Source organism: Nocardiopsis camelliae (assembly GCF_028993595.1).
Lineage (GTDB): Bacteria > Actinomycetota > Actinomycetes > Streptosporangiales > Streptosporangiaceae > Nocardiopsis > Nocardiopsis dassonvillei.
In genome coordinates, this window is the sequence record NZ_CP118614.1 from 5,442,066 (window position 1) to 5,466,270 (window position 24,205).

Genomic DNA, 24,205 nt, shown 5'->3' on the forward strand with positions numbered 1-24,205 from the left:
CGCGTCTCGGGCACCCGTCGACGTCGGCCGCGGCGGCGCGGCTGGCGCCCGCCGACCCGGGCCGCGGGCACGCGCTGACGCGCGTCTCCGCCGTCCCGCGGCACGCGAACGGCCCCGCCGGTCGGCGGGGCCGTCGGCTTCGGGTCAGCCGCAGTTGGTGGCGTAGCGCTCGGTGGCCTGGTTGCCGATGAGCCCCCGCCAGTCGACGCAGGAGCCGCTGGCGTACACGTACACCGGACCGGCGTAGTAGCTGTACTCGCCCGTGTCCGACACGAAGGAGCCGCCGTCCCCCGCCCGGCGCAGGCCCGCGCTCATCGGCATGGCGAAGCCGTCGCTGTCGGCGCTGCGGACGGTGACCACGCAGTTGTAGCCGTTGGAGCTGTTGTAGGTCAGGAACACGGTTCCCAGGTCGAAACGGACCGGGGCCGAGTTGACCACCGAGTAGCCCGAGCCGCAGGCCCCGTTGTAGGCGGCGGCGCTGGCCGGGGAGGCGGTGACGACGCCGGCGGCCAGGAGCGTCAGGGTCGCGGCGGCGGTGGCCAGGGTCTTCTTGAGTGTCCTCATGGGGGTGGGTGTCCGTTCCGGTTCGGTGGGGCCCGCGGCCCGCGTGACCGCAGAAAAATACCCCGGAACGCACGGAAAGAGGAGAGCACCAAGGGCGAAAAAGGCCTTTTGTCCCTGTCCGCATCGGTGACGGCGCCCACCCCTCCGGCGCGCGGCCGGACTCACTCGTCGAAGGCGACCTCTGCGGCGTCGAGCTCCTCCTCGTCCTCCCCTGCTCCGCAGGGGTCGTCGGACTCGGCTCGGGAGGCGGCGCTGAAGCCCTCCAGGTAGCCGCGGGCCCGCTCGGCCTTGGGGTAGCGGCGCACCAGGTCCCAGAACTCCCGGCCGTGGTGCGGGATGAACAGGTGCGCGAGTTCGTGCATGAGCACGTAGTCCACGACCCACGAGGGCATTCCGGCGACGCGGCGGGAGATGCGGATCGTGCGGGTCTCGGGGGTGCACGACCCCCAGCGCGAGTTCTGGTTGTCCACCCAGCGCACGCTCTCGGGGAGTTCGGTGCCGCCCAGGTAGCGGCGGGCCAGTTCGAGCGCGCGCTCGTGGAGTTCGGCGTCGCCGGGGTTGCGGCGCCCCTCGCGGGCCTCCAGTCGTTGCAGCATGCGGCCCACCCAGCGCTTTTCCTCTGCGCGGGAGAACGTCGCGGGCACGAGGACGACCGTGGTGTCCCCGTCCCTGTAGGCCGACACCGTGCGTCGGCGACGAGGACTGCGTCGTACCTCGACTTTGGTGTTCGAGGGCACGAAGTTTACGGTAGCCCAGCGAGGCGCTCCAGGACAGGTGTGTCCTGTCCTGTTATGTCACCGATCTCGTGTCTGTCCCGACTCCCGGAGCGTAACCGGAAAACACGGTACGGTAGCACATTCCGCCCTGACCAGGGTCGTTTTTCGGCTGTGCGGCGGACCACGACGGGGCCCGCCGAGGTGTTCCGGCGCCCTTTCGGATACACAAAAGAGACCGGACGGTGACCCCCGGAGGAGTCCCGCCCGGCCCGTGGTCAGATCAGGGCGCCGCGCGTCCCGTCACGTCAACACAGACGTGACCACGCGATTTCCGTGAGCGCCTGTTCGGCACGGCGCTCCTCGCGCTGGCGGGCGCGCAGCTGGCGGGCGGTGAGCCTTCTGCCCTGCTGTTCACGCGTCTCGACGTCGGTCCGCTCGACCACGCGCATGAGTTCCATCATCATCTGTCTTCGTCCTTCGTGTCCGCGGAGGTGGGGTGGGGCTGTGGCTGGAACGGTCAGGCCGCGACCGGAGCGGGGTTCTTCCGGGGGCGGCCCCTGGGGCGCTTGCGCGCCACGACCTGTCCGGAGACGAGCAGCTGCCCGCCCCAGACGCCCCAGGGCTCACCGCGCTCCAGGGCGTCGGCCAGGCACTGCTCCCGCACGGGGCACGCGCCGCAGACGGCCTTGGCCGCCTCGACGTCGGCGGGCGCCTCGGCGAAGAACAGGTCGGGCTCCAGGCGGCAGGGAACTTCGGTGTCGCCCATCCAGGGCGTTTCCAGGACCGACGCAAGCATCGGTGCCCTCCAAGATCTTTGATCGTTTCGTACAACGCGGTCGGTGACTGGTCACCGGAACCGGTCCGGTGGGGGACCTGGACTTGCGATGCCGCCGCCCTCTCCCTCGTCCCTGGGGGACGGGGAGCTGGCGAAGATACAAAGAAAGCCGCGGCCCCTGTCGGGGTCCGCGGCCACGGTCGAAACTCTCGGCCTGTCCTGCTCTAGGCCGGAATCCTCCGTGGACACTCCCCCGATGCGCCGTACGGGCGCTGGGTAGCTTCTGCTGCGTGCTGCGTCTGGCGCTTGCCGCGATCAAGGGCGAGCCCGGACTCGACGGACACACCACTGCCGTCGCCGAGGACGGTCCGCTCGACCTGGGACACCATCAGCGGGGAACGGGATCCGTGGATCCCGGTGCCGACGTTGCCGACGGTGGTCCCGCCGTAGACGGCGAGGACATCCGTGTGACCGCCCAGGAGGTTGCCCTGAACAGCGGTCGGGGACAGCTGACGCGACGGCATGGCGAAGCCGGTGACGAAGCCTGTGGTCTCCGTGATGCTGGTCATTGGATCGGGCACCTCCTTCACTGTCGGGCGACGGGATCTTGCACCCGCGCCGGGAGCGGTCATTGCGACGGGGTACACACTATGGGCTGGCGCAGAAAGAGAGCAACCCATTTTTGACCTGCGGAAACGTCCGCATCCGGTCAGGGGTTCGCGGGAATGCCGCGGCGTCCGGAGGCGTTGCCTTTGCGCATCCCCCGAGCGCCCTGCCGACACCCCGCACGCCGAGACGGCGAGGCCCCGGTCACGGTGCGCACCGTGACCGGGGCCTGTCCGCGTCCGCGGGCCCGGACCGGGCCGTTGGCGCGCTCCGCGCCGGCCGGGCTCCGGGCTCCGGCCCGCAGGACCCGGCGGGCGCGCGGGCGCGGACCCGGAGGGGCACCGCCTAGAACGGCTCCGGAAGGGTGTCGGACCAGCCCTCGGCGTCCACCACCCGGATCAGGCCCTCCTGCACCACCGAGCACACGAGTTCGCCCTCGCGGGTGTAGACCAGCCCGCGCGCCAGACCGCGGGCGCCCTGGGCGGTCGGCGCCTCCTGCGCGTACAGCAGCCACTCGTCGGCGCGGAACGGCCGGTGGAACCACATCGCGTGGTCCAGGCTGGCCATGGAGATCCCCGCGAAGGAGCGGCCGTGGCGCAGCAGCACGGTGTCCAGCAGGGTCATGTCCGAGGCGTAGGTCATCAGGCACACGTGGGTGAGGCGGTCGTCGGGCAGCTGGCCGTCCACCTTGAGCCACACCGGGTTGTTGGCGGTGCGCAGCCGCGGGTCGCGCTCGGCCTCGTAGGACAGCGGTCCCACCGGGCGCAGCTCGATGGGGTGCCAGCGCACGAACCCCGGCACGCGCCCGAAGGCCTCCCGCAAGCGCTCGCGCGTGCTCGGCAGCTCCTCAGGCGGCGGGACGTCGGGCATCGGGATCCGGTGGTCCAGGCCCGGCTCCTCCTTGTGGAAGGAGGCCGACAGGGTGAAGATCGGCTTGCCGTGCTGGATGGCCACCACCCGCCGGGTGGTGAAGGAGCGGCCGTCCCGGACGCGGTCCACCTCGTAGACGATGGGCACCGAGGGGTCGCCGGGGCGTATGAAGTACGCGTGCAGGGAGTGCACGTGGCGTTCGGCGGGGACGGTGCGCCCCGCCGCGACCAGCGCCTGGCCCGCGACCTGGCCGCCGAACACCCTCTGGGGGCCCTCCTCGGGGCTGCTGCCCCGGAAGATGTCGTCCTCGATCCGCTCCAGGTCCAGCACGGTCAGCAGGTCGGCGAGGGACTGGCCCCGCGCCTGCGCGTCGGCGCTCTCACTCATCCGCCGCTTCCTCCCCGTCGTCCTCGGTCCGGCCGTCGGCGACGTCCGCCGGGTCCGCTCCGGCCACCAGCGCCAGTACCGCCTCACCGTAGCGATCGAGCTTGACCGCGCCGACACCGGACACGGCCGCGAGCTGGGTGAGGCTGCCGGGCTCCTGCTCGGCGACGGCCTGGAGGGTGGCGTCGGTGAAGATCACGTAGGCGGGCACCTTCTGCTCCTGCGCGCACGCGCGGCGCCAGTCGCGCAGCCGCTCCAGCAGGGCCTCGTCGTAGCTGGAGGGGCAGTCCAGGCAGCGGCCCAGCTTGCGCTCGGCCGCGTCGGTGAGGGTGGCCGAGCACACCCGGCAGCGGGTCACGCCGCCCTTGCGGCGCTCGGCGCGCCGGGAGGCGGTGGACGGGGAGGCGGGGCGCAGGCCGTCGAGGAAGCGGGAGGGCTTGCGGGTCTTCCTGCCGCCGGGCGAGCGGGCCAGGGACCACGACATCGCCAGGTGTTCGCGGGCCCGCGTGACCCCCACGTAGAACAGGCGGCGCTCCTCCTCCACCTGCTCGTCGGTCTCGGCGTAGATGATCGGCATCATGCCCTCGGTGAGGCCGACCAGGAAGACGGCGTCCCACTCCAGGCCCTTGGCCGCGTGCAGGGAGGCGATGGTGACGCCCTCGAAGCCGGGCGCGTGCTCGGTGGCCATGCGCACGTCGAGCTCGTCCACGAGGTCGGCCATGGTCACCGGCGCGCCGTCGGGGCGCGGCGCGGCGGCCATGTCCTCGGCCAGCTGGGCCAGCGCGGACAGCGACTCCCAGCGTTCACGGGCCTGGCGCCCCTCGGGCGCGCTCTCGGTCAGGCCGAGCTGTCCGAGGAGCTGGCGGACGGTGCGCACCAGGGGCTCGGCCTCCTCCCCCGCCGCCCCGTGCCGGGCGCCGCGCAGGGTGTGCACGGCCTGCTTGATCTCTGGGCGCTCGAAGAACCGGGTGGTCCCGCGCATCGTGAACGGCACGCCCTCGTCGGTCAGCGCCTGCTCGTAGGAGGCCGACTGGCCGTTGGTGCGCACGAGCACCGCGATCTCGCTGGCCGGGGTGCCTCCCTCCAGCAGGACGCTGATTTTGCGGGCGACCCCGGTGGCCTCGGCGGGCTCGTCGTCGTACTCCTGGTACATGGGGTCGGGGCCGTCGGGGCGCTGGGCCTGGAGGGTCAGGTGCTGGGCGGAGGTCGTGCCGCGCGCGTGGGCGATGACGTGGTTGGCCACCCGCACGACCTGGGGGGTGGAGCGGTAGTCGCGGACCAGCTGGACCACGGTGGCGTGGGGGTAGCGGGCGCCGAACCCGGTCAGGTAGCCGGGGGTGGCCCCGGCGAAGGAGTAGATGGTCTGGCTGGGGTCGCCGACCACGCACAGGTCGTCGCGGTCGCCCAGCCAGGCGTCCAGGAGCAGGCGCTGGAGCGGGTTGACGTCCTGGAACTCGTCGACGACGAAGTACCGGTACTGCTCGCGCACGCGCTGGGCGATGGCCGGGTACTCGGTGATCATGCCGGCGGTGAGTTCGAGCATGGACTCGAAGTCGAGGAGGTTGTGCTCGCGGCGCAGGTCCTCGTAGGCCTCGAAGACCCGGGCCACCTCGCCCGCGGGCATCGGGGGCTGGCGGCCCGCCTTGACCACGGCCTTGTCGTAGTCGGTGGGGCGCACCTGGGTGACCTTGGACCACTCGATCTCCCCGGCCAGGTCGCGCAGGCCGTTGCGGTCGGGCTGCAGGCCTACCGAGTGGGCGGCGCGGGAGACCACCGGGAGCTTGCTCTCGATGAGGGTGGGCTTCTCCCCGCCCACGACCTGGGGCCAGAAGAAGGAGAGCTGGCGCAGGGCGGCGGCGTGGAAGGTGCGGGCCTGCACGCGGGGGGCGCCCAGGGCGCGCAGCCTGCCGCGCATCTCCCCGGCGGCGCGCGCGGTGAAGGTGACCGCGAGGACCTGCTGCTCGGCGACCACACCGCTGGAGACCGCGTACGCGATGCGGTGGGTGATGGCCCGGGTCTTGCCCGTTCCGGCACCGGCCAGGATGCACACGGGGCCGCGCAGCGCGCGTGCGGCCTGGGTCTGCTCCGGGTCCAGTCCCTCCAGGACGCGGTCGGGATCCATGGTGCTCCTGCGTAGGGTCGGGGTGGATGGGGTCCCAGTCTCTCAAGTATCGGCCGTGACGGGGAGCGGATCGGACCCCGTGCCCGCCGCCGGGGCCGCGGGAGGCACATCAGACATTCCAGAACCAGTTGGTCCTGTGAGGCGTCCCACGTTGTGTCGCGCGGTCCCGGGAAGCGGTCCGGACCCCTCGGTGTTGAGATGACCGGACCGACCCATCGACCGTAGACGAAAGAAGGACGTGAGCGACATGACGAGCGCGGCGACCGAACAGTTCACGATGTACACCACCCCCTGGTGCGGGTACTGCAAGCGGCTCAAGAGCCAGCTCGCCCGCGAGGGGATCACCGGTCGTGAGGTGAACATCGAGGAGCACCCGGATGCCGCCGAACTGGTCATGAAGGCCAACAACGGCAACCAGACGGTTCCGACGCTGGTCTTCAGTGACGGCGCGGCGATGACCAACCCGTCGCTCGCTCAGGTGAAGCAGAAACTGGCCGAGCTGTCGTAGGACGGTACGCGGGCCGCAGGGCCGCCCCCCGGGGCGGGCCCCGCGGCCCGCACCGCGGGGCCCGCCGTCGGCGGTGCACCTCCGACGGCGCTCGGGTCGCGAAGGGCTCGGACGATGACGACGGGGAGTGTGGAGTTGGGGGAGGACATGAGGCCTCATGACATTGCGGTCGCCGACACGATGGACACCGGTGTGGTCCGCCGCACCCCGGCCGGGTGGCGGGTGGGCGGCGGCGAGGAGGTGCCCGACCTGGTGAGCGCGATGGTCCTGGCGGACCTGCTGACCGGCGAGTCGGGGGACCGGACCCCGCGTTCCCAGGCGCCCGGCCGGGCCCCGGAGGGCGCTTCGGAGGTGGAGCGGCTGCGGCACACCATCGCGCAGCTGGAGCACGCGCTGCAGTCGCGCGTGGTGGTGGAGCAGGCGATCGGGGTCCTGGCGGAGCGGCACACGATGGCGCCCCGCGAGGCCTTCGAGCGGCTGCGCTCCTCGGCGCGCTCGCGCGGGCGCAAGGTGGCCGACCTGGCGCGGGACGTGGTGGAGAGCAGCACGAGCCCCCTCACCGTGCTGCCCGACGAACTGGGCGCCTCGCCCGGTTCGCGCTAGCGCGGCGACGGGCCGGGCGGGGCCCCGCGCGGAACCCCGAGGCCCCGGCCCCGCCCCGGGCGCGGCGTCCCCGCGCCCGGCACCGACCCCGCGGGCGGCGGCTCCCGGCCGCCGCGGGACCGGTCGGGTCGACCGGTCCGGGGTCACCAGCCGCCGGGGAGCTCCGCGCCGTACCAGTGCTCGATGAGGGTGCGGGCGATCGAGACCCGCCCCGGCAGCAGGATCTCCTGCGCGTGCACGGCCTCGGCCAGTTCGGGGCGGGTGAACCACCGGGTGACGCCGATCTCGTCGTCGGTGCGCTCGGTCTCGCCCACGGCCCGCGCGGTGTAGCCCACCATCAGGCTGCGCGGGAAGGGCCAGGGCTGCGAGGACAGGTAGCGCGGGCGCTCGACCACGATCCCCGCCTCCTCGGCGACCTCGCGGACCACGGCCTGCTCCAGCGACTCCCCCGCGTCCACGAACCCGGCCAGCACCGAGAAGCGGCGGGAGTCCCAGTTCGGGTTGTTGCCGAGCAGCATCTCCTCGCGGCCGTCGCGCTCGCGGTGCACCAGCATGATCACCGCCGGGTCCATCCGGGGGTACTGCTCGGTGCCCTCCCGCTCGCACACGCGCACGTGCCCGGCCGCGGCCGCGGTGGTGCGGGAGCCGCAGCGGGGGCAGAAGCCGTGGGTGGCGTTCCAGTTCGCGAGGGCGACGGCGCGGGTCATCAGCCCGGTGTCGCGGTCGCCCAGCAGCGCGCCGATCTCGCGCAGGGAGGCCGGGGCGGTCCGTTCGGTGGCGGCGAGGTCCCGGCCGGAGCGGACCGCGAAGTAGGCGTCCCGGCCGTCGGTGCCCAGCAGGTAGCGCTCGCCCTCGGGCGCCTCGTCCGGGGGTACCAGGACGAGTTCGGGGTCGTCCCCGGTGGTGATCAGGGCCCGGGACTGCTTGGCCATGACCGCCCGCCAGCCGTGGGCGACGGGGTCCCCGCCCTCCAGGACGAGCACCCGGGTGCCGGGGGCGGCCCACGCCTCGGCCAGCCACTCCCCGTCCAGGCGCCGGTGCGCGGCGGGGTCGACGGAGAAGCGTGAGAGGGAGGGAGTCGCGTCGGCGTCCATGGGTCCTTCCGGGTCGGCGGGCCGCCTGGCGGGGCCCGTGTCCACAACGTGCATAACACCGGTCGGGGCCGCGCGCATCCTGGCGCGGTCCCCCCGTGCGCGGCGGGCCCCCGCGGGCGGGGGCGGGCCCGTGTGCGGGTCGGGCCCCGGCGCCGCGCGGTCGCGGCTCAGACGACGCCGCCGAGTTCCTCCCACAGGTACGCGGCGCTCTCGGCGCCCTTGAGCAGCAGGGGGACCTCCACCTTCTCGTTGGGGGCGTGGATGCGGTCCTCGTCCAGGCCGACGGCGAGGAAGACCAGCGGCGCCCCGAGGATGTCGGCGATGTCGGCCTCGGGTCCGCTGCCTCCCTCGCGGGTGAACAGGACCTGGGTGCCGAAGGCGCGCTCCATGGCCGAGCGGGCCGCCTTTAGCGCGGTGGAGGACAGGTCGGAGGCGCAGGCGCGCACGCCCGGCCCGCCGAACTCCGTCTCGGCGCGCAGGCCCTCGGGGACGGCGGCCTCGACGTGGGCGCGGACGCGGTCCTGCACGTGCAGCGGGTCCTGGCCGGGAACCAGGCGGAAGCTGACCTTGGCGTGCGCGGAGCGCGGGACGATGGTCTTGCCGCCCGAGCCGGTGTGGCCGCCCCACATGCCGTTGATCTCGGCGGTCGGGCGCAGCCAGATCCGCTCCAGCGTGCTGTAGCCCTTCTCGCCCCAGGCGGCGGTGGAGGCGGCGGTGGCCAGCCACTCGCGCTCGTCGAAGGGCAGCCGGGCGATGAGTTCGCGCTCCTCCCGGCTGGCCTCGACCACCCCGTCGTAGAAGCCGGGGACCGCCACCCGGCCGTCCTCGTCGTGCAGGCCGGACAGCAGGTCGCTCATGGCCTTGAGCGGGTTGGGCACGGCGCCGCCGAAGGAGCCGCTGTGCAGGTCGCGCTCGGGGCCGTACAGGCTGATCTCCACGTCGGTGAGGCCGCGCATGCCCACGCACATGGACGGGGTGTCGGCCGCCCACATGGTGGTGTCGGAGATGACGACGACGTCGCAGGCCAGGCGGTCGCGGTTGGCGCGCATCAGGTCGGCGAAGTGAACCGAGCCCGACTCCTCCTCGCCCTCCACGAGCAGCTTGATCGTGACGGGCGGGGCGTCGGCGCCGGAGGCGGCCAGGGCGGCGCGCACGCCGAGGGCGTGGAAGAGCACCTGCCCCTTGTCGTCGGAGGCCCCGCGCGCGAACAGGGAGGTGCCGCGCTCGGTGGGCGTGAACGGGTCGGTCTCCCACTCCTGGACCGGGTCGACGGGCTGGACGTCGTGGTGTCCGTAGACGAGCACCGTGGGGGCGTCGGGGTCGGCGGCGGGCCACTCGGCGAACACGGCGGGCAGGCCGGGGGTCTGCCACACCTCGACGGTGGGGAAGCCGGTCGCGGTGAGGTGGTCGGCGAGCCACCGGGCGGAGCGGACCACGTCGGGGTGGTGCGCGGGGTCGGCGGAGATGGAGGGGATCGCCAGCCACTCCTTGAGGGAGGAGACGAACTCGTCCCGGTGTGCCTCGATGTGGGCGCGTACGTCCATGGGACCGTCCTTGCTCGACGTCGTTGTCGGGAACGAGCCTAGGACCTGCGCGAACCGTCCCGGAACGCGGGCCGGGAGCCCGTCCGCCCGGGCGGCGGGGCCACGGGGGTCGGGGAACCCCGCGGCGCGCGGGACACTCGAAGGTGCACGGGCGGGACGCGCCGCCCGCCGACGAGAGGAATGCACGTGGACACCGTTCCCGCCACCGCGGTCGCCGAGAGGTTCGGCCGCCTCTTCGACACGCTGGACACCGACCGCGACGGGGCCATCACCTGGGACGACTACCAGCGCCTGGTCGACCGCTACACGAAGGGTTACGCGCTGGACCTGAGCGACCGCCGGGCCCAGGCCGTCCACGCCTCCTACCAGATGCTCTGGCTGGAGCTGCTCCGCCACGGCTCGCCCGCGCAGGCGCGCCTGGACCGGGAGGCGTTCGTCGCGGCGATGCACGCGGCCTCCGAGGACCGGAGCCGGTTCAACATGACCGAGGGCGTGGCCGAGGCGGTCTTCGACCTCCTCGACACCGACGACGGCGGGTCGATCAGCGAGGCGGAGTACGTCAGGTACGCCGAGGTCCTGGGGGCCTCCCCCTCCGACGCCCTGGACCGGTTCAGGACCCTGGACACCGACGGTGACGGGTTCATCGGCCGCGCGGAGTTCGTCCTGTCGGCCCGGGAGTACCTCTTCGGCGAGGACTCCGCCGCCCCGGGCGGGTTCGTCTTCGGCGTGATCTGAGCCCTCCCGCCGGCCCCGCGCGCGGTTCCTCCGGCGCGCGGGACCGGCGGCCGCGACCGGGCCAGTAGTGGCCCCGGGCGCCCAACACCGTGATCTCCTCGTCCGTCACCACGTAGACCAGGCCGTGTTCGCCGGTGATGCGGCGTGACCAGCGGTTCGGCCCCAGGTGTTTGAGCGGCTCGGGTTCGCCCGTTCCCCCGAAGGGATCCCGGAGGGCCTCCCCGATGAGCTTGCGGGCCTTCTTCGCCGTGCGGCGGTCGTTCTCCACCCACCGCATGAGGTCGTCCCAGCCTTCGGCGTGGAAGGCCGGTTTCCTCACCCGCCCTCCTCCAACATCCGGTCGATGTCGTCGAGGCTGGCGCTCATGACGTTGCGCCCGGCGTCAGCTGCCGGTGGCCTCGCGCCAGGCGTCGAGGTACTCGGGCAGGTTGGCGTCGATGTCGTCCCAGTCGGGCTCGAAGACCTCCACGCCCTCCATGAGCGCCTCCAGCTCCTCGGCGCCCTCGCCCTCCACCGGGACGTCGGTGCGGGCGGGGAAGCCCCCGGCGACCGGGACGACCTGCTCCTGGGCGGCCTCGGAGAGCAGGAAGTCCAGCAGGGCGCGGCCGTGGTCGGCCTGGGGCGCGCCCTCGACCAGCCCGGCGGTGTAGGGCAGGGCGAAGGTGGTCGGCTGGCCTCCCTCGGTAGCGGGGAACCAGATGCCGAGGTTGGGCATGGTGCGGGCCTGGGCGAAGTTCATCTGGACGTCGCCGTTGGCGACCAGCAGCTCGCCCTTGTCCACCTTGGGGCCGAGCGCGCCGGTGGAGGAGGACGGGCCGACGTTGTTGGCCTGGAGCTCACCGAGGTAGTCCATGGCGGGCTCCAGCCCGCCGAGGTCGTGCATGGTCTGGATGAGCACGGCCGTGCCGTCGCCCGCCACGCCCGGCGTGGAGTACTGGAGGCGGCCCTCGAAGCGGGGGTCGAGCAGGTCCTCCCAGGTGGCGGGCGGTTCCTCCAGTTCCTCGGTGTTGTAGGTGAGGCAGAAGTAGTTGTCGACGATCGTGGTCCACCTCCCGTCGGGGTCCTTGGTCTCGACGTGCTCGGAGCCCTGCGGCTCGTACTCCTGGAGCAGGCCCATGCCGTCGGCCTGCTGGATGAAGGGCGGCAGGGTGACGATGACGTCGGCCTGCGGGTTCGCGGTCTCGCGCCCGGCGCGCTGGACGATCTCGCCCGAGCCCCCCTCGACGTACTGGACGGTGACCCCGGTCTCGGCCTCGAAGTCGGCGAAGACCCGGTCGAGCCAGCCGGTGCCCTCCTCGTTGCGCAGGCCGTCGGCGGTGTAGACGGTGACGGTGTCGGCGGGGTCGGAGGCGGCGCAGGAGGTCAGGGCTCCGGCGAGGGCGAACGCGGCGGTGGCGGCGGACACGCGTGCGGCGGTCTTGCGGACGGCGGACATGGCGGGCCTTCCTGGGAGAAGAGGTCAGCGGTAGGCGGCGCGGGTGCGCACGCGGGACAGCAGCAGCAGGACGGCCAGGGTGGTGGCCATCAGGACGATGGCCGAGGCCGCCCCGGAGAAGAGGGCGCCCCGGTCGGTGGCGGCGTAGATCTGGACCGGCAGCGGCATCCAGCTGGGCGGGTAGAGCATCATCGTGGCGCTCAGCTCACCCATGGACAGGGCGAAGCAGAGCCCGGCGGCGGCGCTGAGAGAAGGCAGCAGCAGGGGCAGCCGCACCTGGAACAGCACCCGCGCCGGGCGGGCGCCGAGGGAGGCGGCCACCTGCGCGTAGGCCGGGTCGAGCCGGTCCAGGGCGGCGGAGACCGACTGGTGGGCGAAGGCCGTCACCAGCACGGTGTGCGCGATGATCACGATGGTCTGGGTGCCGTTGAGCAGCACGGGCGGTTGGCTGAAGGCCACCAGCAGGGCCAGGCCGACGACCACCGTGGGGACCGCGACGGGCAGCATGAAGAGGGCGTCGAGGACGGCCCTGCCGCGTCGGCGCAGCGCGTGCGCGGTCAGCGCGGACCAGGTCCCGGCGACCAGGGCCAGGACGCTGGCGGTGGCGGCGGTGACCACGCTGACGCGCAGCGCCTCCAGGGTGGAGCCCCGCGACAGCCCGGCGAAGTTGTCCAGGGTGGGCCCCGAGGGCAGGACGCCGCTCCAGTTGGTGGACACCGACGCGGTGACGATGACGCCGAGCGGGAGCAGGAACAGGGGCAGGACGAGCGCGGCGAACAGCGCCCACACGACCCGGCGGGCTGGTCGGCTATGCACGAGCACGGCGGCCTCCGGAGGGTGCGCGCAGCCGTGCGGTGGCCGCGCGGTAGACGAGGTAGAGGGAGACCGACAGTGCCGCGTTGACCGTGGCCACGACGCAGGCGGTGGTGTAGTCGGCCTCCAGGATCGCCGCGCTGTAGACGAGCATCGGCAGGGTCACCACGTCCTTGGCCCCGGTGAACAGGACGATCGCGAACTCGTTGAGGCACAGCACCAGCACGAGAGCGCCTCCGGCGGCGAGCGCGGGCAGGGCCTCGGGCAGGATGACGGCCCGCACGATCCTGAGGGGGCGGGCCCCCAGGGAGGAGGCGACCTCGATCTGCGCGGTGTCGAGCTGGGCGAACGCGGCGAGCAGCGGCCGCATGACGAACGGCGTGAAGTAGGTGATCTCCGCCAGGATCACGCCCCAGGGCGTGGCGAGGAAGCTGATCGGCCCGGTCTCGGCGCCGGTGACCTCCGTCCACGCGCCGTTGGCCACGCCCACGGTGCCGTAGAGGAACAGCAGCGCGAGGGTGATGAGGAAGGACGGGAAGGACAGGTAGGTGTCGATGAACCGGGCTGTGGCCCCGCTGCCGGGGAAGGGCACGAACGCCACGACCAAGGCGAGGAGGAAGCCCAGGACCAGGCAGCCCAGGGTGGCGGTGACCGCGATGAACACGGTGGTGACCAGCGCGGACCGGAAGGACTCCGAGCCCAGGACGTCGGCGTGGTGGGCGAGGGTGAGCCCGCCCCCGGGCGCGGTGACCGACTCCAGCGCGACGAGCAGGAGCGGGTACAGGAACACCAGGGCGAGCAGCACGACGGGCGGCACGGCCCACACCCACACGGGGAGGGCGCGGGGCGCCCGGGCCGGGGCGTCCCGGCCCGCGGGGGGCGCGGACTCAGTTCCCGCCGGGGTCGGCGCGGTCCGGACGTTCACGGGGCCTCCTCCTCCGGCAGCAGGACGGCGTCCCGGCGGGCGAAGCCGAGCGTGACCGCCGCACCGGTCTCGGGCGGGGTGCGCATCTCCCGGAGTTCGGCGGTGACGGGGACGCCGTCCACCAGGGCGGTGACCCGGTGGACGGAGCCGCGCCACTGGACGTCGGTGACCCGGCCCTCCAGGGTGTGCTCGCCCTCGCCGAGGGTGAGCCGGTGCGGGCGCAGGCACACGCGGAGCCCGTCGCCGTCGCCGGTGCCGGGAGGCAGGTCGGCGGGGTCGGCCTCCAGGGTGGTCCCGCAGCAGTGCACGCGCCCGTCGGCCAGGCGCGCGGGCAGCAGGTTGGCGCCGCCGACGAAGCGCGCGGTGAACGGCGTCCGGGGGCGCTGGTAGAGGCGCTGGGGCGTGTCGCAGTCGCGCAGCCGGGCCCGGTCCAGGACCGCCACCCGGTCGGCCAGGGTGAGCGCCTCGCTCTGGTCGTGGGTGACGTACAGGATCGTGACATCGGGCAGTTCGCGGTGCAGGCGGGCCAGCTCGGCGAGCATGTCCGAGCGCAGCTGGGCGTCGAGCGCGGACAGCGGCTCGTCCAGCAGCAGGACGCCGGGGCGGATGGCCAGGGCGCGGGCGATGGCCACCCGCTGCTGCTGTCCGCCGGACAGCTCGCGCGGGTGGCGGCGCGCGTAGTCCCCCATCCCGGTCATGGCCAGCGCCTCGGCGACCCGTCCGGCGATCTCGCGGCGGGGCACGCCCTGCGCCCTCAGCCCGAAGGCGACGTTCTGGTCCACCCGCATGTGGGGGAAGAGGGCGTAGCTCTGCACGACCATGCCCACGCCCCGCAGGTGCGGCGGCAGGCCGGTGACGTCGCGTCCGCCGAGCAGGACGCGCCCGGAGGCGGGGCGGACGAACCCGGCGACGGCGCGCAGCGCGGTGGTCTTGCCCGAGCCGGAGGGGCCCAGCAGCGCCATGAACTCGCCGGGTTCGACGGTGAGGTCGAGGTCGTCCAGGACCACGGTCTCCCCGTAGGCGACGCTGACGTGTTCGAAGCGGATGCCCACGCCTCAGCCCTCCCGCGCGGCGAGCAGACCGGGCAGGTCCGCCACGCCGTCCAGGACGTGGGTGGCCCCGGCCGCGCGCAGGGCCTCGTCGTCGTGGGCGCCGGTGCGGACCCCGGCGGCCACCGAGGCCCCCGCGCTCCGTCCGCTGCGGATGTCGGAGGCGGTGTCGCCGACGACGGCGACGGCGGCCACGGAGGAGACCCGCGCGCGCAGGGCGGCGGTGAGCACCATGTCGGGGTGGGGGCGTCCGCGCCCGCCCGCGTCGGCGGGGCACAGGACGAGGTCGGCGGTCTCCCTCCAGCCCAGGGCGCGCAGGATGCGTTCCTGGGTGTCGCGGGAGAAGCCGGTGGCCAGGGCGGTCGTGCGGCCCTGGGCGCGCAGCTCGCGCAGGGCGTCCTCGGCTCCCGGCAGGGGCGCGCAGCGGCCCTCGTCCACCAGGCGGGCGTAGGCCCGCTCGAAGGCGCGGTTGGCCTCCTGGGCGCGATCCTCGTCGCCGCACAGGTGGCGGAAGACGGTGATCTTGGACTCGCCCATGGTGGCGCGCACGTACGCGACGGCCTCGGGGGTGTGGTCGGGCAGGGCCGCCTCGAAGGCCGCCTCGACGAGGCCGTCGTCGGCGACGGTGGTGCCCGCCATGTCCAGGACGACGAGTTCGACGGGCGGGGCGGGGACGGTGGTGGGGTGCATGGTTACCAGCCCAGTTCGTTGGCGGTGGTCTCGGCGATGGCCGGGGAGCAGGTCATCCCGCGCCCGCCCGGTCCGGTGACCAGCCAGGCGTCGGGGCCCACGGGGGCGCGGTGGACGACCCGGGAGGGGTCGGCGCACTGGGCGTAGACGCCCGCCCAGCGCTGGCGGATCGGGGGCAGCGGTCGGCCCAGGAGGCGGCCGGCGACCCCGGCGAGGTGCTCGTAGGGGTCCTCGGCGGTGTCGAAGGAGAAGGGCGCGTCGTACTCGTGGGTGTCGCCGATGGTCAGGGAGCCGTCGGCGCGCTGGACCATGAGCAGCTGCATGCGGTGGTCGCGCGCGGTGGGCGGCTGGGGCTGGGCCTCGTTGAGGGCGTCCAGCTCGGGGCCCCGGTAGGCGGGGTAGTAGCGGAAGCTGTCGCCGTCGGCGACGGAGGTGGTGAGGGTCTCGCCCAGGGGCCCGGTCTGGGCCATCTGGAGGCGGACGCGGCGCACGGGCAGGTCGGGGACGAGCTCGCGGACCAGGCCGCCGAGCCAGGCGCCGGTGCACAGGACGACGGCGTCGCCCCGGTGGACCTGCCCGTGGTCGTCGCGGACGGCGCCCGGTCCGGCCAGGTCGCGGACCTCGCGCCCGGTCAGGAGGGTGTAGCGGCCGCTGCGGCCGAGTTCGGCCTGGAGGGCGGCCTGGGCGGTGCGGGGTTCGACCTGGGCGTCGCTGCGGCACCACAGGGCGCCGAGGTGGTCGCCGCGCAGGGCCGGGTTGACCTCGCGGGTCCGCTCGGGGCTGAGGAGTTCGTAGCCGCGCTCGGCGGCGTCGCCGCCCCGGGCCGCCGCCTCGGCCACGGCCAGCTCGTGGTCGGTGGTGGCGACGGTGAGGGAGCCCGAGGCCCGGAAGCCCAGGGCGGGGACGCGCTCGGCGATCTCCTGCCACAGGACGCGGGACCGGCGGGCGGCCTCCAGTTCGGGGCCGGGGGCGCGTCCGCCGACCCAGACGAGGCCGAAGTTGCGGACGGAGGCGCCGCGGGCGGCCGCCTCCCGTTCGAGGTGGACGACCTCGTGGCCTCGGGAGACGGCGTGCCAGGCGTGCATGGTGCCGAGGACTCCGGCACCGACGATGATCACTCGCATGGTCCGAGGTTCGCCGGTGCGGATGGAGGCGACCGAGCGCGGCGGGGACGCCCCGGTGAACCGGGGTCAAACTTTGGACCAGACCCGTTATCATTCCGATACAAAAGTGCCCGGCGGGCGGGGCCGCGCTCCGGCGTCCGCCGGCGGACGCCCCTACTCGCGCCCGTCCCCGGCCAGGTGGACGCTGAAGCTGAACCGGTCGCCCCGGTAGAGCGAGCGCACCCGCTCGAAGGGGCCGCCCTTCTCGTCCCGGGAGACGCGGTGGATGAGCAGCATCGGCAGCGCCGGAGGGGTGCCGATGAGCAGGGCCTCGCGCGGGGCGGCCAGCACGGTCTCCAGGCGCTCGTCGGCGTCGCCGAACGTGATGCCGACCCTGTCGGCGAGGTAGCCGTAGAAGGTGGAGTCCGGGTCGAAGTCCACGTCCAGGCGGGGCACGCGCGCCACCGCGATGTAGGTGGACTCCAGCCCCACCCGCTCGTCGTCGGCCAGCAGCACCCGCTCCAGGTGCCAGACCGGCTCGCCCGGGCTCAGGTGCAGCTCCTCGGCCAGCCGGGGCGGGCAGGGCCAGCTGCGCAGGTCGATGAGGGAGCGGCCCGGCCGCAGCCCCTGGCGGCGCACGCCCTCGGTGTAGCTGGCCAGGGACAGGGGCTGCTCCAGCTTGGGTCCGGCCACCACCGTGCCACGTCCCCGGCGGCTGAGCCTGCCCTCCAGCAGGAGGTCGCGCAGCGCCTGGCGGACCGTCTCGCGGGCCGCGCCGAAGCGCTCGGCCAGCTCTCGCTCGGTGGGCAGCGGCTGGCCCACCGTCAGCCCGGACACCAGCTCGGTGAGCTGTATCCGGACCGCGTAGTACTTGGGGACGCGCCCGTGCTCGGGGACGCCCGCGCGCACGGGGGCGCCGCTGTCCTGGGGGATTCCTGGGATCGACACGCGGGTCATTGTCCACCACACCGGTGAACGGACGGCGACCCGCGGTGGTGGCGGAGCTCTCACCCGGGTTCGGGGACGGAGTCGATGAGCGCGGCCAGCCCCTCGGCGTCGAGCAGGTCCGCGGGGCGCACGGTCAGCCCGGCCCGCACGTAGTGGAAGGCGGCGCTCACCTCCTCCAGGGCGACCCCGGCCAGGTCGGCCCAGGCCAGCCGGTAGGCGGCCAGCTGCACGCCCACGGCGCGGCGCTCGGGGCCGTTGCCGGGCGGGCTCCCGGTCTTCCAGTCCACCACGTCGTAGCGGCCGGAGGCGGGGTCGTGGAAGACCGCGTCCATGCGCCCCCGCACGAGCCGGTCGCCGATGACCGTCTCGAAGGGCACCTCCACCTCGACGGGCACGCGCGGGCCCCACTCGCTCTCCTCGAAGCGGCTCTGGAGGTCGGCGAGGTCCTCGTCCCGGCCCGCCGTCTCGTCGGCGGCGCCGGGCAGCTCGTCCAACAGGGCGGCGCGCTGGCCGAACCGCTGCTCCAGCCAGGCGTGGAACGCGGTGCCCCGGCGCGTGTGCGGCGCGGGCGGCCGCGGCAGCGGCCTGCGGATCTGCCGGGCCAGGGCGGAGGGGTCGCGGGCCAGCCACACCATGGACGACACCGACAGGTGCGCGGGCAGCTCGACCTGGACCGTGCCGTCCCCGGACCCCGGCCCCTCGGCGCGGCGGTGGGCGAGCAGCAGCTCGGTGTCGCGCTCCCAGCCCCCGATGCGGCGGCGCAGCCCGGGCGGCGGCGCGGCCTCCTCGGCGGGGTCGGCCTCCCCCGCGAGCAGGCGGGCTCGGGCGCGCTCGACCAGGGCCGCCCCCTCGGCGATCTGGGCGCGGCGGTCGCGCGGCCGGTCCGGTTCGGCGCCCTCCTCCGGCGGGACGGAGGCGTCGTCCTCCGGCGGCGGCCACTCGGCCGTGCCGTCGTCCTCCTCCTCGTAGGGGTTGTCGTCGGGGTCGGGCCTGGGCTCCCAGTGCGCTACGTCCTCATCACGACAGACCTCACGGACCTCCTCCAGGAACGGGGAGGGGCCGCGCTCGCTCGCGGCGTCGGTCCCCCACCAGTGGCCGGTGCACAGCAGGGCGAAGGAGGCGCGGGTGACGGCGACGTAGGCCAGCCGCCGCTCCTCCAGCAGGTGGCGCTCCCGTTCGGCCTCCTTGAACGCGTCGATGCCCTTCTTGTCCACCGCCAGGAGCTCGGGCAGGTTCTGGCGGTCGCCGCGCAGCCGGTAGGGCAGCAGGTGCTCGCCCTTGATCCACATGTCGCCCTCGGACAGGCTCGTGGGGAACAGCGGGGCGTACTTGCCGCCGCTGACGCCGGGCACGACCACCACGGGCCACTGGAGCCCCTTGGAGGCGTGCACGGTCATGAGCTTGACGGTGTCGCTCCCGCCGACGCGCTCGCCGGGGGCCAGGCCGCTCTCCCGTTCGGACGCGGCACGCAGGTAGCTGAGGAAGCTGCCGAGCGTGGGGTCCTCGCTGCTCCCGGCGAAACGGACGGCGTGGTCGACGAAGGCGTCCAGGTCGGCGCGGGCGGACAAGGGGTCGCGGCCGCTGCGGGCGCCCACCTCGATGTCCAGGCCGAGCATCCGCTCGGTCTCGGTGACCAGGTCGGGCAGCGGCTGGCCCACGAGCTTGCGCAGGGAGCGCAGCTCCTCGGCGAGGCGGCCCAGGCGCTCGTAGGCGGTCGCGGAGTACTTCGCGGCGGGGCCGGGGTCGTCCACCGCGTCCACCAGGCTGCCGCTCTCGGCGGTCAGGTCCAGGACCGTGCGGCGCAGGACGTCGTCCTCGGCGCCCCCGTCGGGCTCGGGCCCGGTGAGGTCGCGCCGGGTCTGGCGGGCCAGCTCGGCCGCGCGGGCCCCGAGGGCGGCCAGGTCGCGCGGGCCGATCCGCCAGCGCGGCCCGGTGAGGATGCGGGCCAGCTCGTTGCCCGCGGAGGCGTCGTGGACCACGCGCAGGGTGGCGATGATGTCGCGGACCTCGGGCACCATCATGAGCCCGCCCAGGCCCACCACCTCCACCGGGATGTCCAGCGCCTCCAGGGCCTCCCGGATCGCCGGGAACTGCGAGCGCTTGCGGCACAGCACGGCGACGTCGCCGGGGCTGACGCCGCCGTCCGCGGCGCCGCCCGACTCCCCGGGCGGCCAGGGCAGCCCGTCGGGGGCGGTCGCGGCGCTGCCCGCACCGCCGGGGGCGGCGCGCAGGTAGCCGGCGACCTGCTCCGCGATCCACCGCGCCTCCTCCCGCTGCCCGATGAACAGACCGGTCCGGACGGCGCCGCGGCCGCGCCGGGCAGGACCGGGGTAGAGCACGGGCACCTCGGCGCTCTCGGCGCGCAGCGGCTCGGAGATGTGCTTGGCCACCTCCAAGACCCTCTCGCCGTTGCGGAAGCTGGTGGCCAGGCGGCGCACGGACGCGGCCCGGCCCGGGGCAGCCGGGAAGTCGTTGGGGAAGTTGGCGAGGTTGGCGGCGATGGCCCCGCGCCAGCCGTAGATGGACTGGCAGGGGTCCCCGACCGCGGTCACCGCGTGGCCCTCGCCGAAGAGGGCGCGCAGCAGCACGAGCTGGGCGTGGCTGGTGTCCTGGTACTCGTCCAGCAGCACCACGCGGAACCGGCCCCGCTCGATGAGGCCGACCTCCGGGTGGTTCTGGGCGATGCGCGCGGCCAGGGACACCTGGTCGCCGAAGTCCATGGCCTCGCGCACGTGCTTGGCGTGCTCGTAGCCCTCCACGAGCGGCAGGAGCTGTTCGCGGCGCAGCTGGGCGTTGAGCAGGTTGCGGGTGGGCACCGCGGGTCTGCGCGGCAGGGCCTCGACGGCCGCGCGCAGCCACCGGCCGATGCCGCGCACCTGCTCGGTGGTGGTGAGGTGGTCCGCGATCTGGCCGGACAGCTCCAGGACCCGGCGGGTGACGGTGTCGGCCCCGACCGTGATCAGGTCCATGGGTCCGTCGTACTCGCCGACCACGCGGGCGGCGATCTGCCAGGCCTGCCCCTCGCTGAGCAGCCGTGATGTGGGCTCGACGGCCTCGCGCAGGGCGTGGTCGGCGACGATGCGACCGGCGTAGGCGTTGTAGGTGGACACGGTGGGCTCGCCGTCGAGCAGCTCCTCGGGCAGCTGTTCGGTGGCGCGCAACTGCTCCAGGCGTTTGCGCACGCGCTCGGCCAGCTCGGCGGTGGCCTTGCGGGTGAAGGTCAGGCCGAGGATCTGCTCGGGGCGCACGTGGCCGTTGGCGACCAGCCACACCACGCGCGAGGCCATGGTCTCGCTCTTGCCCGACCCGGCGCCCGCGATGACCACGCCCGGCTCCAGCGGGGCGCTGATGACCTCGGACTGCTCGGCGGTGGGCTCGGGCTGGCCGAGGAGGCGGGCGAGTTCCGGGGGCGAGAAGCGGGGACGGGGGCCGGGTTCGGGTTCGGGGTGGGGGCGGGAGGGGGAGCTGCGGGGGTGGGGGTGGGTTTCAGACATGTCTGCCCTCGTCCTGAACCGGGCAGCAGGCGCGCACTGCGCACGACCTGCATCCCTTGTTGCGTGTCGCGGTGAAGCGGGACCCGCCCATGCCGGTGGCGACCTCGCGCACCAGCGTCCCGGCCCATCCGGGGTCGGGGTCCTCGCTCAGGGGCGGCTGGGGTTGTTCCCGGGCCTTCTGGATCTTCTCGCCGACCTGCACGAGCGCGGCGCCGCCGGGCTCGGTGAGGCCGAGCTTGGCGAAGGCGCCCTTGAGCACGGCCATCTGGTAGACGCCGAGCTGGGGGTGGCGGGCCAGGTCGTCGGCCTTGTTCTTGCCGGTCTTGATGTCCACGACCACGGCCCTGCCCCGGTCGTCGCGTTCGAGGCGGTCCACGCGGCCGGTGATCTCGATGCCGCCCACGTCCACCCGGAAGCCCTCCTCGGTGACGACGAGTTCGCGGTCGTTGGCCGCCTCCCAGTCCACGAGCTTGCGGACCATCGTGTCGGCCCGGTCGCGCTGCGCCCTGGCCTGCCAGGGGCCGCCGAAGTCCAGGTCGGCCCAGATCTCGTCCATGCGCCCGCTGATCTCGTCGGGGGTGCTGCCCTGGGCGACCAGGACGGCGACCGCGTGCACGACGGTGCCCAGGGCCGAGGCGGAGTCGCCGGAGGAGGCCCCGGCGGCGCGTTCGAGGAGCCAGCGCAGCTGGCAGTTGGTGAAGCTCTCCACCTGGGAGGGCGAGACGCGGATGGTGTCCTCCGGCTCCGCGAGGGGCCGGTCGTCGGTGAAGGGGGTGAGCGCGTACCACTCCGCGGGGTCGGCGCCGCGCACGCCCTCCTCGGCCAGGCGGGCCAGGTGGGTGGCGGCGGCCTCGCGCAGCGGAACGGGCGCGCCTGGGTCGGTGACCACCGAGCGCAGGTCGGCGACGAGCGAGGGCAGGGACAGCCAGCGCAGGCCGGTGCTGACGGGTTCGGGCTCGCCCACGCCCATCTCGGTCAGGAAGCGCGAGGGCCGCTCGTCGGTGTCCTCCCCGCCCACGGCGGTCACCACCAGGGTGCGGCGGGCGCGGGTGAGTGCCACGTAGAACAGGCGGCGCTCCTCGTCCAGGAGCTTGGAGGCCAGGGCCGCCCCGGAGGAGTCGGCGGAGTGCACGTCGGTGTCGACGAGTTCCTCCACGCCGAGCAGGGAGCCGCGCAGGCGCAGGTCGGGCCAGTCCCCCTCCTGGGCTCCGGCGACCACGACCAGGCCCCACTCCAGCCCCTTGGAGCGGTGGGCGGTGAGGATGCGCACCGCCTCGCCCTCAGGCGCGCGCTCGGCGAGGCTGTCGCCGGGGATCTCCTGGGCGGCGAGGTCCTCCAGGAACCCCGCGGGGCTGCCCGGCGGAAGCCGGTCGCAGTAGCGGGCGGCGCTCTCGAAGAGGGCGACCACGGCGTCCAGGTCGCGGTCGGCGGCGGCGCCCCGGCGGCCCCCGGCCAGGCTGGCGCGCAGCAGGCGGTCGGCCAGCCCGCTGTCGCGCCACAGCTCCCACAGGACCTGTTCGGCGTCGGCCCCCCTGGCGTCCAGGTCGCGGACGGTGCGCAGTGCCTGGGCGACACGGGTGGCGGGCGCGGCGATCTCGGGGTCGACGAGGGTGAGTTCGGCCGGGTCGCGCAGGGCGTCCACGAGCAGCTGCGAGGAGGGACGGTAGGCGCCGCCCCTCTCCGGGCCCGCCTCTTCCCGGCCACCTTCCTCCGGGGCGTCCCCCGCCGGGGCGCCGCCGTCGTGGGCGCGGTCCAGGTCCAGGCGGCGCAGCGCGCGCACGAGCCTGCGCAGCCGTACCGTGTCGGCCTCGCCGAAGGGACTGGTGAGCAGTTCGCGCGCGGCGTCCTCGTCCAGCTCGGCCGGGGCCAGCCCGTAGCGGATCAGCGCGAGCATGGGGCGCACGATCGGCTCGGCCGCCACGGGCAGGTCGTCGGAGCCGACCGCGACCGGGACCGAGGCGGCGGTCAGGGCGCGGCGCAGCACCGGCAGCTGCCGGGTGGAGGAGCGCACCAGCACGGCCATGTCCGACCACGGGACGCCGTCCACCAGGTGGGCGCGGCGCAGGGTGTCGGCGACGACCGCGGCCTCCTGGGCGGCGCTGTCGGCCAGCAGCACGCGGACCTCGCCGTCGGGCACGCCCTCGGCGGGGGTCAGGTCGCGGTGCTCGTTGACGTGGCCGCGGGCGGAGGCCACCGCGGGCAGGCGCCGGGTCAGTCCGCGCGAGGCCGACAGCAGGGCGCGGCCGCTGCGGCGGCAGGTGCGCAGCGCGACCACGGGCGCCTCGGTGCGCCGCGCGGTGGGGAAGCGGCGCGGGAAGTCGAGGATGCCCCGCACCTCGGCGCCGCGGAAGGCGTAGATGGACTGGTCCGGGTCGCCGACCGCGACCAGGTCGCGGCCGTCCCCGGCCAGGGCGCGCAGGAGTTCCTCCTGGGCGGGGTCGGTGTCCTGGTACTCGTCGACGAACACCGCCTCGTGGGCGGCGCGCTCGCGCTCGCGGACCCCGGGGTCGGAGAGCAGGTTGGCGGCGACGCGCACGAGTTCGGCGTAGTTGAGCGTGGGCACGGGGGCGATGTCGAACCGGCCGGTGTAGCGGTCCAGGAACCCGGCCGCGGCCACCCAGTCGTCGCGGTCGCGCTCGCGGCCGAGCGCGGCCAGCTCGTCCGGGCCCATGCCGCGTTCCTGGGCGCGCATGAGGAAGTCGCGCAGCTCCTCGGCGAACCCGCGGGTCTCCAGGGCTGGGCGCAGGCGCTCGGGCCAGTCCGGTGCGCCGTCCAGGGCCTCGCCCCGCAGGAGTTCGCGGACCTCCATGAGCTGCTCGGGCCCCGAGAGCAGGCGCGGCGGCAGGTCGCCCATGCGCTGGAACTCGCGCCGGATCAGGGCGTAGGCGTAGCTGTGGAAGGTCAGGGCGAGCGGTTCGCGGGTGGTGCGGCGCAGCCGGGCGGTGATGCGCTCTCGCAGCTCCTGGGCGGCCTTGCGGCTGAAGGTGAGCACCAGCACGCGTGAGGGGTCCGCGCCCCGGTGGTCGATGCGGTCCACGACCGACTCGACGATCGTGGTGGTCTTGCCTGTTCCGGGACCGGCGAGCACCAGCAGGGGCCCGCCCTCGTGCTCGACCACGCGCCGCTGGTTCTCGTCCAGCACCGGCGGCGGCTGCACCCGGTGGGCGCGCCGCACGAGACGGTACGGAGATGTGTTCACCCGTCCAGTTCACCAGAGGGTGGCGACC

The 24,205-nt window shown here is 74.3% G+C and carries 22 protein-coding genes; 3 read left to right on the forward strand and 19 right to left on the reverse strand.

What is annotated here, in order from left to right; genetic code table 11:
- Nucleotides 1-144: 144 nt before the first annotated feature.
- From PV789_RS23680 to PV789_RS23710, 7 genes are all read right to left on the reverse strand, one after another.
- Nucleotides 145-564, reverse strand: a complete 420-nt coding sequence (locus PV789_RS23680; RefSeq protein WP_274974615.1) for a spore-associated protein A — start codon at nucleotides 562-564, stop codon at nucleotides 145-147.
- 161 nt (nucleotides 565-725) lie between these two features.
- Nucleotides 726-1,301, reverse strand: coding sequence for a M48 metallopeptidase family protein (locus tag PV789_RS23685; RefSeq protein ID WP_274974616.1), 576 nt, complete (start codon nucleotides 1,299-1,301; stop codon nucleotides 726-728).
- A gap of 284 nt (nucleotides 1,302-1,585) precedes the next feature.
- Complete coding sequence (locus PV789_RS23690; protein WP_200904007.1) at nucleotides 1,586-1,744, reverse strand: hypothetical protein; 159 nt, start codon at nucleotides 1,742-1,744, stop codon at nucleotides 1,586-1,588.
- A 53-nt stretch (nucleotides 1,745-1,797) separates the two neighbouring features.
- The gene (locus PV789_RS23695) at nucleotides 1,798-2,076 is read right to left on the reverse strand and encodes a WhiB family transcriptional regulator (RefSeq protein ID WP_274974617.1); all 279 of its coding nucleotides are present in this window, start codon (nucleotides 2,074-2,076) and stop codon (nucleotides 1,798-1,800) included.
- Nucleotides 2,077-2,279: 203 nt separating this feature from the next.
- Nucleotides 2,280-2,624, reverse strand: coding sequence for a hypothetical protein (locus PV789_RS23700; RefSeq protein ID WP_274974618.1), 345 nt, complete (start codon nucleotides 2,622-2,624; stop codon nucleotides 2,280-2,282).
- Between the two features lie 382 nt (nucleotides 2,625-3,006).
- Nucleotides 3,007-3,918, reverse strand: a complete 912-nt coding sequence (gene tesB / locus PV789_RS23705; protein ID WP_274974619.1) for an acyl-CoA thioesterase II — start codon at nucleotides 3,916-3,918, stop codon at nucleotides 3,007-3,009.
- Nucleotides 3,911-6,037, reverse strand: coding sequence for an ATP-dependent DNA helicase UvrD2 (locus PV789_RS23710; protein WP_248771912.1), 2,127 nt, complete (start codon nucleotides 6,035-6,037; stop codon nucleotides 3,911-3,913). Before PV789_RS23710 ends, tesB begins: the two co-directional genes overlap by 8 nt.
- 247 nt (nucleotides 6,038-6,284) lie before the next feature.
- Here PV789_RS23710 and PV789_RS23715 point away from each other — a divergent pair, with 247 nt between their 5' ends.
- Together PV789_RS23715 and PV789_RS23720 are read left to right on the forward strand one after the other, a co-directional pair.
- On the forward strand, nucleotides 6,285-6,545 hold the full coding sequence (locus tag PV789_RS23715; protein WP_274978226.1) for a mycoredoxin: 261 nt from the start codon (nucleotides 6,285-6,287) through the stop codon (nucleotides 6,543-6,545).
- A gap of 180 nt (nucleotides 6,546-6,725) precedes the next feature.
- Complete coding sequence (locus tag PV789_RS23720; protein WP_274978227.1) at nucleotides 6,726-7,148, forward strand: ANTAR domain-containing protein; 423 nt, start codon at nucleotides 6,726-6,728, stop codon at nucleotides 7,146-7,148.
- 143 nt (nucleotides 7,149-7,291) lie between these two features.
- Here the strand turns inward: PV789_RS23720 and nudC are convergent, their stop codons facing one another.
- Together nudC and PV789_RS23730 are read right to left on the reverse strand one after the other, a co-directional pair.
- A complete protein-coding gene (nudC, locus tag PV789_RS23725; protein WP_274974620.1) occupies nucleotides 7,292-8,242 on the reverse strand; it encodes an NAD(+) diphosphatase in 951 nt (316 codons plus the stop codon).
- Nucleotides 8,243-8,409: 167 nt separating this feature from the next.
- Nucleotides 8,410-9,786, reverse strand: coding sequence for a dipeptidase (locus PV789_RS23730; protein ID WP_274974621.1), 1,377 nt, complete (start codon nucleotides 9,784-9,786; stop codon nucleotides 8,410-8,412).
- A gap of 180 nt (nucleotides 9,787-9,966) precedes the next feature.
- Between PV789_RS23730 and PV789_RS23735 the strand changes: the two genes are divergently transcribed.
- A complete protein-coding gene (locus PV789_RS23735) occupies nucleotides 9,967-10,521 on the forward strand; it encodes an EF-hand domain-containing protein (RefSeq protein ID WP_248771914.1) in 555 nt (184 codons plus the stop codon).
- Here PV789_RS23735 and PV789_RS23740 read toward each other — a convergent pair.
- The 10 genes from PV789_RS23740 to PV789_RS23785 all read right to left on the reverse strand — a co-directional run bounded on the left by PV789_RS23740 (nucleotide 10,427) and on the right by PV789_RS23785 (nucleotide 24,153).
- On the reverse strand, nucleotides 10,427-10,840 hold the full coding sequence (locus tag PV789_RS23740; RefSeq protein WP_302475365.1) for a Txe/YoeB family addiction module toxin: 414 nt from the start codon (nucleotides 10,838-10,840) through the stop codon (nucleotides 10,427-10,429). The two genes, PV789_RS23735 and PV789_RS23740, sit on opposite strands and share 95 nt — an antisense overlap.
- A gap of 63 nt (nucleotides 10,841-10,903) precedes the next feature.
- Nucleotides 10,904-11,956 carry a 2-aminoethylphosphonate ABC transporter substrate-binding protein gene (locus PV789_RS23745; protein WP_274974622.1) on the reverse strand — a complete coding sequence of 351 codons (1,053 nt, stop codon included), beginning with the start codon at nucleotides 11,954-11,956 and terminating at the stop codon, nucleotides 10,904-10,906.
- Between the two features lie 24 nt (nucleotides 11,957-11,980).
- Nucleotides 11,981-12,778, reverse strand: a complete 798-nt coding sequence (locus PV789_RS23750; RefSeq protein ID WP_274974623.1) for an ABC transporter permease — start codon at nucleotides 12,776-12,778, stop codon at nucleotides 11,981-11,983.
- Nucleotides 12,765-13,694: a 2-aminoethylphosphonate ABC transporter permease subunit gene (locus PV789_RS23755; RefSeq protein WP_274974624.1), complete on the reverse strand. Its 930-nt coding sequence runs from the start codon at nucleotides 13,692-13,694 to the stop codon at nucleotides 12,765-12,767. Before PV789_RS23755 ends, PV789_RS23750 begins: the two co-directional genes overlap by 14 nt.
- Entirely contained in the window at nucleotides 13,691-14,746 is a 1,056-nt protein-coding gene (locus tag PV789_RS23760; protein WP_274974625.1) for an ABC transporter ATP-binding protein, read from the reverse strand. The genes PV789_RS23755 and PV789_RS23760 overlap by 4 nt, the downstream gene beginning before the upstream one ends.
- A gap of 3 nt (nucleotides 14,747-14,749) precedes the next feature.
- On the reverse strand, nucleotides 14,750-15,433 hold the full coding sequence (locus PV789_RS23765) for a phosphonatase-like hydrolase (protein WP_274974626.1): 684 nt from the start codon (nucleotides 15,431-15,433) through the stop codon (nucleotides 14,750-14,752).
- A 2-nt stretch (nucleotides 15,434-15,435) separates the two neighbouring features.
- Nucleotides 15,436-16,551 carry a TIGR03364 family FAD-dependent oxidoreductase gene (locus tag PV789_RS23770; RefSeq protein WP_274978229.1) on the reverse strand — a complete coding sequence of 372 codons (1,116 nt, stop codon included), beginning with the start codon at nucleotides 16,549-16,551 and terminating at the stop codon, nucleotides 15,436-15,438.
- A 159-nt stretch (nucleotides 16,552-16,710) separates the two neighbouring features.
- Nucleotides 16,711-17,493, reverse strand: coding sequence for a GntR family transcriptional regulator (locus PV789_RS23775; RefSeq protein WP_248771920.1), 783 nt, complete (start codon nucleotides 17,491-17,493; stop codon nucleotides 16,711-16,713).
- Between the two features lie 50 nt (nucleotides 17,494-17,543).
- On the reverse strand, nucleotides 17,544-20,978 hold the full coding sequence (locus PV789_RS23780; protein WP_274974627.1) for an ATP-dependent helicase: 3,435 nt from the start codon (nucleotides 20,976-20,978) through the stop codon (nucleotides 17,544-17,546).
- Complete coding sequence (locus PV789_RS23785; RefSeq protein WP_274978230.1) at nucleotides 20,971-24,153, reverse strand: ATP-dependent helicase; 3,183 nt, start codon at nucleotides 24,151-24,153, stop codon at nucleotides 20,971-20,973. The genes PV789_RS23780 and PV789_RS23785 overlap by 8 nt, the downstream gene beginning before the upstream one ends.
- Nucleotides 24,154-24,205 lie beyond the last annotated feature (52 nt).

Excerpts from the sequence above, each read along its gene's own strand:
- PV789_RS23690 (WP_200904007.1), bottom strand. The coding sequence starts at position 1,744 with ATGATGATGGAACTCATGCGCGTGGTCGAGCGGACCGACGTCGAGACG.
- PV789_RS23720 (WP_274978227.1), top strand. The coding sequence starts at position 6,726 with ATGGACACCGGTGTGGTCCGCCGCACCCCGGCCGGGTGGCGGGTGGGC.
- PV789_RS23780 (WP_274974627.1), bottom strand. The coding sequence starts at position 20,978 with ATGTCTGAAACCCACCCCCACCCCCGCAGCTCCCCCTCCCGCCCCCAC.
- PV789_RS23700 (WP_274974618.1), bottom strand. The coding sequence starts at position 2,624 with ATGACCAGCATCACGGAGACCACAGGCTTCGTCACCGGCTTCGCCATG.
- PV789_RS23730 (WP_274974621.1), bottom strand. The coding sequence starts at position 9,786 with ATGGACGTACGCGCCCACATCGAGGCACACCGGGACGAGTTCGTCTCC.
- nudC (WP_274974620.1), bottom strand. The coding sequence starts at position 8,242 with ATGGACGCCGACGCGACTCCCTCCCTCTCACGCTTCTCCGTCGACCCC.
- PV789_RS23695 (WP_274974617.1), bottom strand. The coding sequence starts at position 2,076 with ATGCTTGCGTCGGTCCTGGAAACGCCCTGGATGGGCGACACCGAAGTT.
- PV789_RS23680 (WP_274974615.1), bottom strand. The coding sequence starts at position 564 with ATGAGGACACTCAAGAAGACCCTGGCCACCGCCGCCGCGACCCTGACG.
- tesB (WP_274974619.1), bottom strand. The coding sequence starts at position 3,918 with ATGAGTGAGAGCGCCGACGCGCAGGCGCGGGGCCAGTCCCTCGCCGAC.
- PV789_RS23735 (WP_248771914.1), top strand. The coding sequence starts at position 9,967 with ATGCACGTGGACACCGTTCCCGCCACCGCGGTCGCCGAGAGGTTCGGC.
- PV789_RS23710 (WP_248771912.1), bottom strand. The coding sequence starts at position 6,037 with ATGGATCCCGACCGCGTCCTGGAGGGACTGGACCCGGAGCAGACCCAG.
- PV789_RS23745 (WP_274974622.1), bottom strand. The coding sequence starts at position 11,956 with ATGTCCGCCGTCCGCAAGACCGCCGCACGCGTGTCCGCCGCCACCGCC.
- PV789_RS23765 (WP_274974626.1), bottom strand. The coding sequence starts at position 15,433 with ATGCACCCCACCACCGTCCCCGCCCCGCCCGTCGAACTCGTCGTCCTG.
- PV789_RS23715 (WP_274978226.1), top strand. The coding sequence starts at position 6,285 with ATGACGAGCGCGGCGACCGAACAGTTCACGATGTACACCACCCCCTGG.
- PV789_RS23775 (WP_248771920.1), bottom strand. The coding sequence starts at position 17,493 with ATGACCCGCGTGTCGATCCCAGGAATCCCCCAGGACAGCGGCGCCCCC.